Annotated in this window: 9 protein-coding genes; 1 reads left to right on the forward strand and 8 read right to left on the reverse strand. The window is 54.5% G+C overall.

Annotation, left to right across the window (positions count from 1 at the left end):
- Window positions 1-154: 154 nt before the first annotated feature.
- Window positions 155-1,486: an amino-acid N-acetyltransferase gene (gene argA / locus OGV89_RS11820; RefSeq protein ID WP_003034012.1), complete on the forward strand. Its 1,332-nt coding sequence runs from the start codon at window positions 155-157 to the stop codon at window positions 1,484-1,486.
- 124 nt (window positions 1,487-1,610) lie between these two features.
- Here argA and recD read toward each other — a convergent pair whose 3' ends face one another.
- From recD to OGV89_RS11860, 8 genes are all read right to left on the reverse strand, one after another.
- Entirely contained in the window at window positions 1,611-3,440 is a 1,830-nt protein-coding gene (recD, locus tag OGV89_RS11825) for an exodeoxyribonuclease V subunit alpha (RefSeq protein ID WP_003034009.1), read from the reverse strand.
- Entirely contained in the window at window positions 3,437-6,982 is a 3,546-nt protein-coding gene (recB, locus tag OGV89_RS11830; protein WP_286558676.1) for an exodeoxyribonuclease V subunit beta, read from the reverse strand. Before recB ends, recD begins: the two co-directional genes overlap by 4 nt.
- Window positions 6,975-9,863, reverse strand: coding sequence for a pitrilysin (ptrA, locus tag OGV89_RS11835; protein WP_044699762.1), 2,889 nt, complete (start codon window positions 9,861-9,863; stop codon window positions 6,975-6,977). Before ptrA ends, recB begins: the two co-directional genes overlap by 8 nt.
- 179 nt (window positions 9,864-10,042) lie before the next feature.
- Window positions 10,043-13,411 carry an exodeoxyribonuclease V subunit gamma gene (recC, locus tag OGV89_RS11840; RefSeq protein WP_286558678.1) on the reverse strand — a complete coding sequence of 1,123 codons (3,369 nt, stop codon included), beginning with the start codon at window positions 13,409-13,411 and terminating at the stop codon, window positions 10,043-10,045.
- Between the two features lie 12 nt (window positions 13,412-13,423).
- Window positions 13,424-13,747, reverse strand: coding sequence for a prepilin-type N-terminal cleavage/methylation domain-containing protein (locus OGV89_RS11845; protein ID WP_003846470.1), 324 nt, complete (start codon window positions 13,745-13,747; stop codon window positions 13,424-13,426).
- A complete protein-coding gene (locus tag OGV89_RS11850; protein WP_044713431.1) occupies window positions 13,732-14,139 on the reverse strand; it encodes a DUF2509 family protein in 408 nt (135 codons plus the stop codon). The genes OGV89_RS11845 and OGV89_RS11850 overlap by 16 nt, the downstream gene beginning before the upstream one ends.
- Window positions 14,136-14,699: a prepilin peptidase-dependent protein gene (locus OGV89_RS11855; protein WP_275183151.1), complete on the reverse strand. Its 564-nt coding sequence runs from the start codon at window positions 14,697-14,699 to the stop codon at window positions 14,136-14,138. The genes OGV89_RS11850 and OGV89_RS11855 overlap by 4 nt, the downstream gene beginning before the upstream one ends.
- Window positions 14,690-15,160 carry a prepilin peptidase-dependent protein gene (locus tag OGV89_RS11860; RefSeq protein WP_003033993.1) on the reverse strand — a complete coding sequence of 157 codons (471 nt, stop codon included), beginning with the start codon at window positions 15,158-15,160 and terminating at the stop codon, window positions 14,690-14,692. Before OGV89_RS11860 ends, OGV89_RS11855 begins: the two co-directional genes overlap by 10 nt.
- Window positions 15,161-15,210: the final 50 nt, after the last annotated feature.

The raw sequence follows: 15,210 nt of genomic DNA on the forward strand, positions 1-15,210 counted from the left end.
ATAATCTGTCATCTATAAAAGGGTAAACATTCTTTTTATATTCACGGTATTACTGATAAAAATCTTCAGCATGGGTAAAAATTACGCTTGCGCACAGAACCAAAACAGAATAAAAATACACAAATTACGAATAATCATGCAATGAGGGTGTGCCGTGGTGAAGGAGCGTAGAACCGAACTGGTACAGGGATTCCGCCATTCTGTTCCCTATATCAATACCCATCGGGGAAAAACGTTTGTCATTATGCTGGGCGGTGAAGCCATCGAGCATGAAAACTTTTCCAGTATCGTCAATGACATTGGTCTTCTTCATAGCCTCGGCATCCGCCTGGTCGTGGTCTATGGCGCTCGACCGCAGATTGATGCCAATCTTGCGGCGCATCATCATGAGCCGGTGTACCACAAAAACACGCGCGTCACCGATGCGAAAACGCTGGAGCTGGTCAAACAGGCTGCAGGGCTACTTCAGCTTGATATTACCGCCCGCCTGTCGATGAGCCTGAATAATACGCCATTGCAGGGTGCACACATCAATGTGGTCAGCGGTAATTTTATTATCTCCCAGCCGCTGGGCGTTGATGACGGCGTAGATTACTGCCATAGCGGGCGTATTCGTCGCATCGATGAAGATGCCATTCACCGCCAGTTAGATAGCGGCGCGATTGTGTTGATGGGCCCGGTCGCCGTTTCCGTCACTGGTGAGAGCTTTAATCTGACGTCAGAAGAGGTCGCCACGCAGTTGGCTATCAAACTGAAGGCAGAGAAAATGATCGGTTTTTGCTCGTCTCAGGGTGTCACCAACGATGATGGCGATATTATTTCCGAGTTGTTTCCTAACGAAGCTCAGGCTCGCGTTGAGTTGCAGGAAGAGAAAGGCGATTACAGCTCCGGTACGGTGCGCTTCCTGCGCGGAGCAGTGAAAGCCTGTCGCAGTGGCGTACGCCGCTGCCATCTGATCAGCTATCAGGAAGATGGTGCATTGCTGCAAGAACTGTTCTCCCGCGACGGCATCGGTACGCAGATCGTGATGGAAAGCGCCGAGCAGATCCGTCGCGCTACCATTAACGATATCGGCGGGATTCTGGAGCTTATCCGCCCGCTGGAACAGCAAGGTATTCTGGTCCGCCGCTCGCGCGAGCAGTTGGAAATGGAGATCGACAAATTCACGATTATTCAGCGTGATAACCTGACTATCGCCTGTGCCGCTCTGTACCCTTTCCCGGAAGAGAGAATTGGCGAAATGGCGTGCGTAGCGGTACATCCGGACTACCGTAGCTCGTCGCGCGGGGAAGTGTTGCTGGAACGGATCGCCGCGCAGGCCCGGCAAATGGGGCTGAGCAAGCTGTTCGTGCTGACCACGCGCAGCATTCACTGGTTTCAGGAGCGCGGCTTCACGCCGGTAGATATCGACCTGCTGCCGGAAAGCAAAAAAGAGATGTACAACTATCAGCGGCGGTCAAAAGTGCTGATGGCGGATTTGGCATAGGCGTGGTTGCCGGATGCGGCATAAAGTTCGCTGGCACATCTTTGGTATGCAGATCGTAGGCCTGATCAGACGCGATAGCGTCGCCATCAGGCACACAGCCGGATGGCGCTGTCGCTTGTCCGGCCTACATCATGCCATCATTAAACAACGCCGACAATCCGCTGCGGCGTTCGGTTCGGGTGGCAATGGCGCCACTCAATATCCGCTCATCGGCATACAGCGACAAACGACGGCGTGCGCGGGTAACGGCGGTATAGACCAGCTCGCGAGTCACCACAGGTGAATGCTGGTTGGGTAAAATCAACGCCGCGTGGTCAAACTCAGATCCCTGCGATTTGTGCACCGTCATTGCCCAGGTGGTTTCATGTTCAGGCAAGCGGCTGGGCTGGACCGATTTGATAGAACCGCCCGGCAGCGCAAACCACACCCTCAGACCCTGCCCACGATCCAGGGCAATGCCAATATCACCGTTAAATAATCCCAGCGAACTGTCATTGCGCGCGATCATCACTGGCCTTCCCTCATACCAGCGGCTATGCGTCGAACGGTGAATTTTGCGTTTTTGCGCCATCACCTGCTCAATGCGTTCATTCAAACCACCCACGCCAAACGGTCCTTCCCGCAGGGCACACAATAGCTGATACTCATTGAAGGCCTGAATGACAGCATCCGGCTCGGCGCGCTCGCGCAGTAAATCCAGATAGTGACCATAACCCGCCAGCGCTTCCTCCAGCATCGCAGCGTAATCTTCGCTGCTGTGCAGAGCGCGTTTTTCGATGTCGCCAAATCCCTGCTGGAAGACCGTTTTTATCGCGGCTTTGTCACCACGATTAATCGCCGCAGCCAACTGACCGATTCCGGAATCGCTACCGAAACGGTAGCTCTTTTGCAGCAGGCACAAACTGTCGCGCAGAGCAGCCGCCTGAGTTCCCGAACCAGCCGGAATAGTGGTTTCAGTCAGACGACTAAGCTGGCGGGCACGCTCTGGGGTAAAACCATCACCGACGAAAGCACAGATATCCCCCAGTACCGCCCCCGCTTCAACAGAAGCGAGCTGGTCGCGATCGCCCAGAAAAATCACCCGCCCGTGTGGCGGTAGCGCATCGATAAGGCGCGACATCATCGGCAAATCGATCATCGAGGCTTCATCCACTACCAGCACGTCAAGATGCAGCGGGTTTCCTGCATGATGCCGCAAGCGTTGGCTACCAGGCTGAGCGCCTAATAATCGATGCAGCGTACTGGCATCATCGGGAATGCGCTTCTTTTGCTCATCGGTCAGCGGCAGTTCACGCAACGCCGCGCCCAGCGAGGCGGTCAGACGTGCTGCTGCTTTTCCCGTGGGCGCCGCCAGGCGAATACGACAGCGTTCACCGTCCGCCATCTGAATCAACGCCGCCAGAAGCCTCGCCACCGTTGTTGTTTTTCCGGTCCCCGGTCCGCCGGAGATCACCGATATACGCCGGGTGAGCGCGACAGCAGCGGCCACTTTTTGCCAGTTAACGCCTTCAACGGGCGGAAACAGCGCTGCCAGCGTGTGGGTCAGCCGTTGTTCATCCACCTCAATGGCGTAGTTAACTTCACCGAAAAAGCGCGCCACCGCGCGTTCGTTATGCCACATCCGGTTCAGATACAAACGATCGCCGTACAGCACCAGCGGTGTGGGCTGCTCGCCACGGCTTACCGCCCCGGAGGCCAGCAGGCATTCCGCCCAGTCTTCGGGCTCTCCCGCTTCAGCGAGCCAGGCGCTTAACAGAGGATGGGCGTCCTCACTTCGGGATAGACGCGAAAGCGGTAAGCAGACGTGCCCTTCTCCTGCTTCACGGCTGAGCAACGCCGCTGCCAGCGCAACGGCAGGGTTATCATTTCCGGCAACCGCCAGCGCGAACTGGGCATCCAGAGGGCGGAGCTGCTTTTGCTCAACGGCTTCCAGTAATCGTTTCTGGATTGTCATGACATCTCCTCCAGCGGCACACCGGCAAACAACTCGTCCATCAAAGCGATCAACTCTCCGTCAGGTCGGGTCGCATAAATTCCCTGCTGCGGATTTTCACGGTCAACGCCACGCAGGAAGAGATAGATAACTCCGCCAAAATGGCGTTCATAATCGTAATCAGCAATGCGATGGCGCAAGTAGCGATGCAGCGCCAGGGTATAGAGTTGATACTGCAGGTCGTAGCGATGCGCCTGCATGGCAGAGGCCATCGCCTGCTGCGTATAGGCGGAGCTGTCTTCACCCAGCCAGTTCGATTTGTAATCGAGCAGGTAATAGCGCCCCTGATGGCGGAATACCAGGTCAATAAAGCCTTTTAGCATGCCGCGCACCTGCATAAAGTCTAACGCAGGGCACCCCGCCGAGAGCGGATCGTACTGGCGAATCAACGCATCAAGTTGGTTGGCCATCAGCGGCTGCGAAATCGGCAGATAAAACTCCATCTCCACCTGTTTTTCTCGCGCGGAAAGCTGGCTCAAACTCACGCCCGTCTCGTTGAGAGGTGCCTGCAAAATGGCGTCCAGCCATTCGGTCAAAACCGGCGTCCAGTGCGCGTCATAACCGCCCAACGCCAGTTGCTCCTCGACCCAATGCGGATCCACCGGTTGCGTAAAATCGAGATTTTCAAACAGGCTATGCAAGAACGTACCCGGCGAAGCACCGCGCGGGAACTGATGCGGTGTGAGTCCTGATTCTTCAATAACCTCACCGACGCCTGCGGCATCGATATCCAGTCGTGGGATCAGATCCTGCGCAATACCATGTCCACGCTGTTGCAGACCGGAATAACTGGTCACGCGCCAGCTATCGCCGGGCGTACGCTGCAGTATTTTTGCACTCAGTTCACTGCTAACAGACTGCGCAACCTGCCAGGGTTCGCCGTCAGGCTGCCCGGGAGTCTGGCAGGCAATATCGTTGCTGCAAAGCGCTTCAATCGCGCCACGCAGACCCGCGGCATCCATCGGCTCACCTTTTTGTAACAGGCGACCAAGGGCGCTCTGATGCACATCGGTATCCCCTTTTTTATCGCCCCGACGTCGTACCAACGGCGCAACGCCAAGGCTGCAGTGCCATACCGAACGGGTTAGCGCGACATACAGCAAACGCAGGTCTTCCGCCAGACGTTCCGCTTCTGCCAGCTCAACGCTCTCCTCGGCATCGCTGAGATCCAGCACCGCTTCAAAGGAGCTGCGATCGTGGTAGAAAGCCTGATCCTGGACGCGGAAATTGGTGATAAATGGCAGCCAGACCAGCGGATATTCCAGCCCTTTCGATTTATGGATGGTGACGATTTTAACCAAATGCTTGTCGCTTTCGAGCCTGAGCTGCTGACTGGACGCATTGCTGTCGGGTTCAAGAATATGCTGGGACAACCAGCGCACCAGCGCATGCTCGCTTTCCAGCTGCGAGCCCGCTTCCTGCAACAGTTCGCTGATATGTAAAATGTCGGTCAGTCGACGTTCACCCCCCGCCGTCGCCAGCAGGTTCTCCGCAATCTGGCGGGCAGCCATCAGCGCGCGCAGCATCGGCATCACGCCACGTTTATGCCAGATCTGACGATAACCATCGAACTCCTCGACCACCGCATCCCAGGCATTTTCGTCATTATTTAACGCTTCAAGATCCTGCGCATTCAGCCCCATCATTGAGGTCGCCAGCGCGCTACGCAGCGTGTTCTCACGCTCCGGCGTCATCACCGCCTGCAGCACCCACAGCAACTCCTGCGCTTCCAGCGTTTCAAATACGCTGTCACGGTTAGAGAGGTAGACGGAGGGAATGGCCAGTTGCGTCAGCGCATCGCGGACCAGCGCCGCCTCCTGGCGGCTACGTACCAGTACGCTGATGTCCGACGCGCGTACTGGGCTGGAGGCGTTGCCACTGACCAGTTGCGCAGCGCCAGAATGCCCAGCCTTAAGCCAGTCACGAATTTGCATGGCGCACACCTGCGCCATGTAATTCTGATAGTCGCCTACGCCACAGCTTTCCCCTTCCATCAGCCACATACTCATGGCTGGCTGCGTTTCACCGTGTAAAACAAACTGAAGCGACTGGTTTTTTTCTGCGAATTTTACCGGACTGAAGGGGATTTCGCGGAACATAAAGGCGTCGTCCATCTGGCTGAAAAGCGTATTCACGCTATTGACCATGCCAGGGGCCGAACGCCAGTTAGTATCGAGCGTATAGTGTGCGCTGACTTCGCTGCGCGCCTTCATATAGGTGAAGATATCCGCGCCGCGAAACGCGTAAATCGCCTGTTTTGGATCGCCAATCAGCAGGAGTGCGGTATCCAGCTGATGCTGCCAGATCCGACGAAAAATACGGTACTGCTGCGGATCGGTATCCTGGAATTCATCGATCATGGCAACCGGAAAACGGGTGCGAATAGCCGTCGCCAGCGCATCGCCGCTTTCACTGCGCAACGCTGCATCCAGACGGCTGAGCATATCGTCAAAACCCAGCTCGCCGCGGCGGCGTTTCTCCTCGGCAACCGCCGCGCGGATCTCCGCCAGCGCCCGGGTGATCACCAGATCGCGCAGGGTTAACGGTTCGCTAAGCAGTTCATCAATAGCGACGAAAAGCGGGTGCTGAGGAGTTATCCCGCCCGCTTTGGTTCGCTCTTCTAAAAAGCGCTGGGAGAATTTCTCCAACGCATCAGGCAGCTGATAGCTTTGAGTTTCTTCCTGCGCCCACGCGCTGATCTTTTCGATCCACTTACCCTGGTTAGCGCGATTAAATTTACGCCGATCGATCCCGGAGGCTTCCAGCAGACCATCCAGCTCATCAACAGAATCACGCCATTGCTGCTTGATCTGGTTAATGCGTGCAAGAATTTGTTCATGCCGGGAGGCCAGTGTTTCGTCATCGGGCGGAGGAGCCTTGATAACCGGTGCTTCCCCTTGCAGATAGCGATCGATATCTCTCAGCAGCGCCTGCGGTCCTTTCCACGTTTCAAAAACCACCTGCGCAATGTCGCGGGGCAGCGGGTAGCAGTGCCGACGCCAGAAGTCCGCGCAGGCCTGATAGCGCAGCAGCGATTCATCTTCTATCAGTTGCTGTTCGAACAGCATGCCAGACTCAAAGGCGTTAAGGCTGAGCATACGCTGACAAAAACCGTGGATGGTAAACACCGCCGCTTCATCCATCTGTCTTTCAGCCAATAACAGCCACTGAGAGGCCTGTTTTTTATCGGCAATTTCATCTAACAAACGGGCATATAGCGGGTTGTCGGTGGTTTCACGCAGGCAGGCAATTCGCAGTTCATGAATGTTGCTACGAATTCGACCGCGCAACTCTTCGGTAGCCGCCTCAGTGAAGGTGACTACCAGCAGTTCTTCGACGGTCAGAGGACGAGGAAAGGCGGCAGAGCCGCCCAGTCCAAGCAGTAAACGTAAATACAGGGCGGCGATGGTAAAGGTTTTACCGGTGCCCGCAGAGGCTTCAATCAGACGCTCGCCCGTCAGGGGCAAACGCAGTGGATCAAGGGACTCAGCGGCATCATTCATTCTTATCACTCATCAGGGGTAAGGTTTGCTGCAACGCGCTGACGGTCTGCCACACTTTCCAGCCTTCCGGGTGCACATATTCTGCTTGCCCGTTCTGACTGCCGGAAACCTGTGACAATATCGCCATGCCTTGCGGCTCAACCACCGCCTGATGGAAGAAGTCGGCAAGTTTTTGCGGCGTCAGCAGTTTAATCTGAGCCACTATTTTATCACGTGAATCGAAGCGCATATTGCCGCGATCAAAATCTTTGCTTAACTGTGAGGCTTCTGCCCCCAGCGTTTGCGGCGCCTGCAGCATTTGCGCAATAATCGCCTGCTGAATTTGCGCGAACTCTTCAGGTTTCATCGCCCGCAGCTTCGCTTCCGCCGTCGGGAAGAACGCTTTATAACGCCCCCAGAGGTAAGACGGCTGCTTATCACTGCTTTGCAGCAGGAACCCCATTCCCCACTGACGGCCAACGCTCATCGGGAAAGCAAATACGGCGTAACCTAACTGTTCTTCAGTACGCAGTTGATTGTAGAACCACGGCTGAACAATCTGCCCCAACATGGCGCTGTAGGCTGAACTGGCGTATTCATCGTATCCGGTTGGCACAAATACCGCCGCCAGTGCTGAATCCGTGCTGCTGCCTGCTTTTTCAAAGATGACGGACTGCTTCTTGTCCACAACCACATCTTTGTTGCGACACCACTGTGACCCGTTCGCACCAAGCTGTTTTTGGATATCCCGCGCCATGCTCGTTGTCTGAGCTTCGCTCATATTACCAATGACCAGGAATTCAGGTCGCGCACCGGTTTTTAAGGCGTCGCGGTAGGTCATCACCTCTTTCAGGGTGATGGAAGGCAGCAACTGACGGCGCTCATCACGTGAAAAATAAGGCACCTGAGAAAGCATCTGCACCGGCATAATAGCCTGATCGTAGGCTTTACCCTTTTCTGCGGAATCCATCATCTGGGCATACCAGGATTTCGCCTGTTCCAGTTGTTCATCCGTTGAGGTATAGCTGAAATAGCCGCTCAGCAGCGCCTGAAAAAGCTGCGGCAAACGTTGGGTGTAGCCGTTGGCGTTAAGCATCAACCCATTGTTAGCGTTGGTAGAGAAACCAATTCCACCTACCGATGCCTGGTTACTTAACTGATCGAGCGCAATCCCCGCCAGGTAATCGTTAAGTGCGAATAAGACCTGGTTGCGGGCGCTGTCCATGGCTTTCGGGTTACGCAGGATCACGCTGACGTCAGCCTTCGGCTCGCTGGCAAAATACCGGCTCGGGGCATACACCACGCGTAAATCCGGCTCATCAACAATCAGCTCCGGATGAGCGTATTTTTTATCCGTCTTAATCAGCGTGAAATCATCCGGAATGTAGGGGTTCACCTCCGGTAACGACAGCGCAATGCCCTGTGCTTTTTGCTGCCAGTCGGCAAAGGTTTTGTCGCTGATTTTATCCACCTGGTAAGGCGCATCGACAAAATAAGCGGTTTTATTATGCGGCTCTTTCGCGCTGATATACCAGATACGTGCATTCTGCGGCGTCATCATTGCCAGACGTTGCTCAACAGCTTTCGCATCGTACTGGTCAGCAATATTCACCGCATCCAGCGTATGCTCGACGGGAACGCGGATCATGGTATCAGCCAGCCATTCCACGTAGTCCATATCACGGGTGATGGAGGGATAACGGAAATCGAGATCCAGCACATGCGCCAGCTCGTCAAAATAGCGTTTATCGACGCCTTTCTCGCGTAACAAATTGAGGTAGCTAAAGATTGCCGCGACAACTTCATCGCGATTCGCCAGCCCCTTATCGGTTAACGTCGCGGAAATGGCTAACACGCCGCTGTTCCCGTTGACTACCGGATCGGAGTCTGCGCGAATACCTTCAACCAAGCCCTGCTTTTGCAGCCAGTCAGACAATGTGCCCGGACTACGATTGCCAATCAGGTAGGTCACCAGCTCATCGGTTTTACTGCGGAACTGCGCGCTGTTGTTATCAATACGAAACTCGACGCGCAATACTTTACGCGGCATTGCCGGAACATAGTGGATGATGATGCCCTTTTGCGCATCAGTGACGACCGGTACGGTAATTTCAGGCTTTTCGATATTTCTGTTCGGCACGCGCCCAAAGGTGTCAGCCGCTATCCGCGCCAGCTCTGGCAGCGGTTTATTGCTATAAATCACCGCCTTCATCAGGTTCGCGGAGTAGTACTTTTCATGAAATTTTTGTAACGCCTGTACCACCGGGTTGCCCGGTTTGTCGCTTAATGTCTCTAGATTCCCGCCAGAGAAACGCGAGCCAGGGTGCGCCGGGTTGATAGTCTCAGCGCTCACCTGCGCCATACGCATCCCGTCTCGGGTACGCGCCAGCGTCAGCTCGGAGTTAACCGCGTTACGCTCACGGTCGGCATATTTTTTATCCAACAATGGATCGGCAATAGCATCCGCCAGGCGATCCACCGCCCCCACCAACGCGTCGTTTTCGACTTCAAGATAGAAGGCCGTACGATAAGGCGCAGTGCTGGCATTGTGGCTACCGCCGTGCATTTTCAGAAATTCAGCCAGGCTGTCCGGCTGCGGGTATTTTTTCGAGCCCATCAGGCACATGTGTTCGAGATAGTGCGCCAGCCCCTGATGATCGTCCGGATCTTCCAGCGAGCCCACGGGGACTACCAGTGCAGAAAGGGATTTCACGGCCTGAGGATCGGATACCAGCAGCACAACCATGCCGTTATCAAGGCGCACGGCCTGATACTGACGGGTATCTTTATCGCTTTTACGGATGGTTTCAGCTAAAGGCTGCCAACCGGTATCTGCCTGACTTACGGGAACCCAAAGGGCGACGAACAACAGTAATGCGCTGAACCAGGTGCTGCGGGGCATTCACAAACCTCATCATTAACGTATTCACCTGTTCACTACAAACCACGCATAAATACATGGTCTGAACAGGGCAAGACTATGTGCTGAACGAGCCAGCATCTTCTCTTTGTAAGAATCAGTCCGTGACAGAATGCGCATCATAGTGGAAGCTATCGAATTGCGCAATTTTTATACAGCCGTCATGACTGATTGAAGCGAAAAATCGGTAACAGGTAGCGTTGAGACTGTAAAACAATAGTCTCCAGCGTATCAGCATCCAGTTGACGCCAAAGACGCTGATACCAGATATCATCACCTTCGCCACGTACTATCATGTTGCCTTCATAGGCTTGCAGAAACTTACTGCGCGCTTTTTGCAACGTTGCATCGTCATCTAACATGGCATCATTTGCGGCGTCATAACAGGTTTTTATCCATGCACCGCCGCTTTCGGGCAATACCAGCAATGGTGACGACATGCCTTCCCGATACCCCTCAATGAGTTGCGACAGATACAGCAACGCCTGTTCTGCATCCAGCGGCGGAAAACGCCATTCCCCGTCTTTACGCAGGAATAATCGGCTCTCTCCCGTACCGCCACTCGCACAATAGACAAGATGTTCCAGCCAAAGTTGCACGCCCTGCGCAATGCTTATCAAAGATGGGCGCCAGCGCAACAAACCGTCCTCTTGTACCTGCGGCAACCAACCGGTGATTTGTACGCCGTTACAGTTAAGATCGATTTCCATGCTCTGACAGGGCTGACGACAGGCGATAATACGCTCAGCCAGCGACTGCATCTCCTGACGCTGCGTATCCCACAGAATTTCGCCAAACGGCCCATAGGGTAGCGTGCCCGCCGCACGAAAACGGCGGAACAGTCGTTCAGCGTCGTTCTCTTCAACCAGTGTATTAAGCAATTGCTGATTAAGCTGATAGCGGGTTAATCCTTCAAGGGTGAAAGGCTCCGTGTCCGGGATCTCACTCTCTTCAGAACGGAAGTTGACCCTCAGACGCATCTGGAAAAAGGCGCGTACCGGATGTGCCCAAAATCGCTGCAGTGTTTCCAGCGTTAGCGTTTCTGGCATTTCAAAAGGAAGAGGCTGCACAAAATCCGTGTGCGCTTTTCCTGACAGGCTCGCCGCAGGTAGCCATTCCCGGGCATAGCTTTGCTGTTCGCCTGGTAGATAGTTTTGCGCATCAAAGGGCATACGGGTATGCAAACGGGTAATGTGCGCTTTTACCCTTGTCTCGCTTTGATCGCAGGTCAACAATTCGTCACCCGGCAGATAATGGCTTTGCCCAATGTAGTCCATCAGTTCTTGCACCAGCACCGACGGGAAGCGCTCGCTGTTATCCTGGATCGAGCGGCCAATGTAGCTGATGTAGAGCGTCTGCTGTGCCGAAATCAATGCTTCGAGGAACAGATAGCGGTCATCATCACGACGGCTGCGATCGCCCCGCATCGGTTTTTGACTCATTAAATCAAAGCCCAGCGGCGCAAGCTGGCGTGGATAAACGCCATCGTTCATACCCAGCAGGCACACCACTTTGAACGGAATGGAGCGCATCGGCATCAGCGTACAAATGTTAACGGGACCCGCCAGGAAGCGCTGGCTGATGCGTTCCTGATCAAGGCGCTGGGCCAGCTCATCACGTAACAGAGAGAGCGGTATAGCATCGCCGTACTCGGCCCCTAAACCTTCAGTGATAATAGCCTGCCACTGCTGTTCAATCAGCGTCATCGCCGCTTCGGTATCCGCGTCCGGCAGGAAGAAATCATTAAGCATTTCCCGACAAACAGGTAGCCACTCTTCCAGCGGTCGTTCCTGCGCTAACCCTCTACGCCAGAGATTAAGCTGCATCAGCAACGAGGCCAGATGTCCTACCAGCTCGGCAATCAAACCGCTGGACTCATCGTAAGGCAATACCGATTGCCACTCGCCCTGCGCGCTTTCCATCGCGTAGCCGAGCAGCATACGCGTTAAACCAAATTGCCAGGTATGCTGACCTGTAGGCGGAAGTTCCAGTTCACGCACGTTATCGTCGTCAATTCCCCAACGAATCCCGGATTCATTGACCCATAAGCGAAGATAGCGCAACCCTTCTTCATCAATGTTGAAACGCGCCGCCAGCACGGGGACATCCAGTAACGCCAGGACATCCTCTGAGACAAAACGGCTATCCGGTAGAGACAGCAGACTAATAAAAGCCTGTAAGACGGGATGGGACTGGCGTGCCCGACGGTCGGAAATCGCATAAGGTAAGTAACGCTCGGCTGGTGCACTGCCAAAGACCGACTGAATGAATGGGCTGTAGCTGTCGATGTCCGCCACCATCACGATAATATCGCGCGGCGTCAGCGTTGGGTCCGCTTCCAGCATGGCCAACAGCCGGTCATGCAGAATTTCCACCTCGCGCTGTGGGCTATGGCAGACATGGAAAGTCACGCTGGTATCGTTCAGATCAAGCCGGCGTTTATTGTCACTACGGGAATATTCTTCTAGCGTGACGCCCGCCACGGCATGGCTTTCGAGTTCCAGAATATCCGATTGAATATTATGCAAAAGGTTGTCAGGCGTAATGTCGACAAACGCATCCAGTTCCTGACTATTTTCCAGCTCCGAAAGCAAATAAATGTAATCACGCCCCAGTTTGCCCCACGAGGCCAGCATCGGGTTGCCCACATCCTGTTCGCCATCGCTGTTAAATAATCCTTCGGCTTTCTGGTTATCACGAAACAGCGGCAGGTGCCGTTCTTCAAAGCTGTGCCGACGCTGACGCGCCATCAGCTTCGCCAGCCAGGCAGGATCTTTAATATCTCCCCAGTAGTAGCGACAAGGGTTGGTAAACAGCAGATGAATATCGATGTGCTTACCCAGCGCTTGCAATGCCTGCAAATAAACCGGCGGCAGCGCCGAAATACCGCAAATAAAGACGCGAGAAGGCAGTCCCTGCGGGCACTCGGACGCGTTTTCCAACGTCTGAATAAATCGTTGGTATAAATTGGCACGATGCCAACGCGGCTGGCCCAACTTCGCGGTGTATTCCACCAGCGCTTTCCACAACGGTGCCTGCCAGGCCTGAGACTCGCCGAGTCCCTCAACCAGTCGCCCCGCTTCCCACTGGGTCAACCAGTCAGGGCGGTAGACTAAATACTGGTCGAAAAGGTCAGCCGCGCGCGAGGAAAGCTGAAAAAGCTTACGTTTATCGGTGTCGTCCGTCAGATACTGGCGCAGCAATGCAAAGTCATCGCCATCCAGTAATTGCGGCAACAGCGTCATCAACTTCCAGCTCATGCTCTGTTTGCTGAACGCGCTCTCTTTCGGGATATCCGGCAGCACGCGCACAAACATATCCCAGATAAAACTCGCGGGCAGCGGAAAATCGATATTGGCGGCAATACTAAACTTCTGTGCAAGAGTCATTTGTAACCACTGCGCCATACCGGTACTTTGAACCAGGATCATCTCAGGCTCAAAGGGGTCGTCCAGCCGCTCGCGCTCAACGATAAACTCCATTAACGCTTCCAGCACATCCAGACGGTTGGAGTGGTAGACCCTTAACATAGCGACTCCTGACTACTGACGATTCGGGCAATGCAGACGCGTCATCTGACCCTGCCTGCCGAGGGGTGAAGAAATTATGACGTTGATGCTGACACATCCCGCTCTCGTTGTCTGCATTCGGTTAACCTGCCAGTTCACAGGCGATGAAAACTGGTACAGCTGGCTTTGCTGCCAGGCGTGACGCCAGAGTTGTTGATACTGGTTTCTGATAATAAAGCTGTTCATTAGCACCCGCTGGTATCCTGACAACGCGGTCACAATCATGATCATCAGTACCATTGCCAGCATAACTTCCGGCAGACTAAAGCCACGCTGACTGTTCAGGGGATCTGGCATAACGTCTGCTCCTTAAGCGGACAAAAATCGCTCCAGCCATGCGCCGAGAATTCTATGTTGCCATCAATAACCGCCCCCTGACGCCATAAAAATACTCCTTCATAGTGGGCGATTAGCAGCACGAAATTATTGGTAAGCAGGCGCAGGCAAACCGCGGCATTCTGCGTGGGATCGCGCCGACACTGTACGACGGGTTGTAAGCGCCAGGGTTGTATACGCCCCCATTCCATCGCGGATTGCACTACCGCCTGACGCTGCAGCGCCTGACTTTGTGTGACCACACGCGCAGCAAAACTAGCCTCCTGTCTGCTAACGCCTTGCAGCAGCAGACTACCGAGCACCAGTAGCAACAGGACCATTGCCAGAGAGGATACGCCTCGCTCACGGTTCACAGGTTAAATCCCGTAACGCTGTAGACCGCTTCAACAACTTTTTGTGGTTCGTCATTGCTCACTCCACGCAAACGCAGCGTAAGAAGCGGGGAATATCCGCTAAAATTCAGCCGTTCAACCTGGAATGCCTGAATCTGGATGGTAGTCTGATCGGTCATTTTCTCCCATCCTTTTCCAGTGCAACCGGTGGCTCCACGCAGGGTTTCCAATACCTTGTCCTGTAAACGAAACCCGATAGCATCAGCCTCTTTCGCGGAACTGCTCTCCCAAACGCCGTTGCCGTTGGCATCCCAGCGTGCAATGACACAGTCCCCCTTAGCCGATATCACCAGTCCCTCTCCGTCACAGTTTCCCCGGCAATACCCCGCCCGTTGAAGATGCTTCGCCACGGTGTAGGCCCGCTGCCATATTTCATCTTCCAGCGCTAACTGGCGCGTGTTACGCAGAATCTCTCGCTGTAGCGCCGGTAAAAATCGTGCTGAACTAAGTAATAAAATACTGCTAATCGCCATGGCAATGAGCACCTCCAGCAGTGAAAATCCCCGTTCGTTTACTGACATAATCTGGCCTCATCGCGCTCACAAAGCCTGATTCGCCCCCAGCCAGACACCACCACGCGCCATTCCCCTGCCGCATTTTTCAGGCGTATATGTCCGGCCCATGCCGTATTGCGCAGTCCAAAAAAAGCCAGTGAAGGCGTGATATCAGCCATTTCGACATCAGCCCAGAGTGGCGCAAATATCAACGGTGAAACAGGCTGACACGAAGCTTGTGATGTCGCTGAGCTTGCCAGACACCATGTCCCCCCTTCGCGGAGCACGTTGATGACGTGATCACGATTGCGCCAGTTAGCATCTTCACGCAGTTGCAGCAGGTAGTCCCGCACCTGGCAGGCGGTCTGCCACAGCCGCTGTTGCTGCTGCCAGCGCTGCCAACCATACAGCCCAGATGCACCAAGCGCCGCGACGATCAGCATCGCAATCAGGGTTTCGAGAAGCGTGTAACCTTGTTGTTTTTTCATGTCGCCAGTATGGCGTGAGGAAAATGAATAACGAGCGGGAAATTCGGTTT

It is taken from the genome of Citrobacter sp. Cf125 (assembly GCF_030333935.1).
Lineage (GTDB): Bacteria > Pseudomonadota > Gammaproteobacteria > Enterobacterales > Enterobacteriaceae > Citrobacter > Citrobacter freundii.

What these genes read in the sequence shown, in the direction of transcription:
- recD (WP_003034009.1), bottom strand. Translation starts at nt 3,440, where the DNA reads ATGACAATCCAGAAACGATTACTGGAAGCCGTTGAGCAAAAGCAGCTC.
- recB (WP_286558676.1), bottom strand. Translation starts at nt 6,982, where the DNA reads ATGAATGATGCCGCTGAGTCCCTTGATCCACTGCGTTTGCCCCTGACG.
- ptrA (WP_044699762.1), bottom strand. Translation starts at nt 9,863, where the DNA reads ATGCCCCGCAGCACCTGGTTCAGCGCATTACTGTTGTTCGTCGCCCTT.
- recC (WP_286558678.1), bottom strand. Translation starts at nt 13,411, where the DNA reads ATGTTAAGGGTCTACCACTCCAACCGTCTGGATGTGCTGGAAGCGTTA.
- OGV89_RS11845 (WP_003846470.1), bottom strand. Translation starts at nt 13,747, where the DNA reads ATGCCAGATCCCCTGAACAGTCAGCGTGGCTTTAGTCTGCCGGAAGTT.
- OGV89_RS11855 (WP_275183151.1), bottom strand. Translation starts at nt 14,699, where the DNA reads ATGTCAGTAAACGAACGGGGATTTTCACTGCTGGAGGTGCTCATTGCC.
- OGV89_RS11860 (WP_003033993.1), bottom strand. Translation starts at nt 15,160, where the DNA reads ATGAAAAAACAACAAGGTTACACGCTTCTCGAAACCCTGATTGCGATG.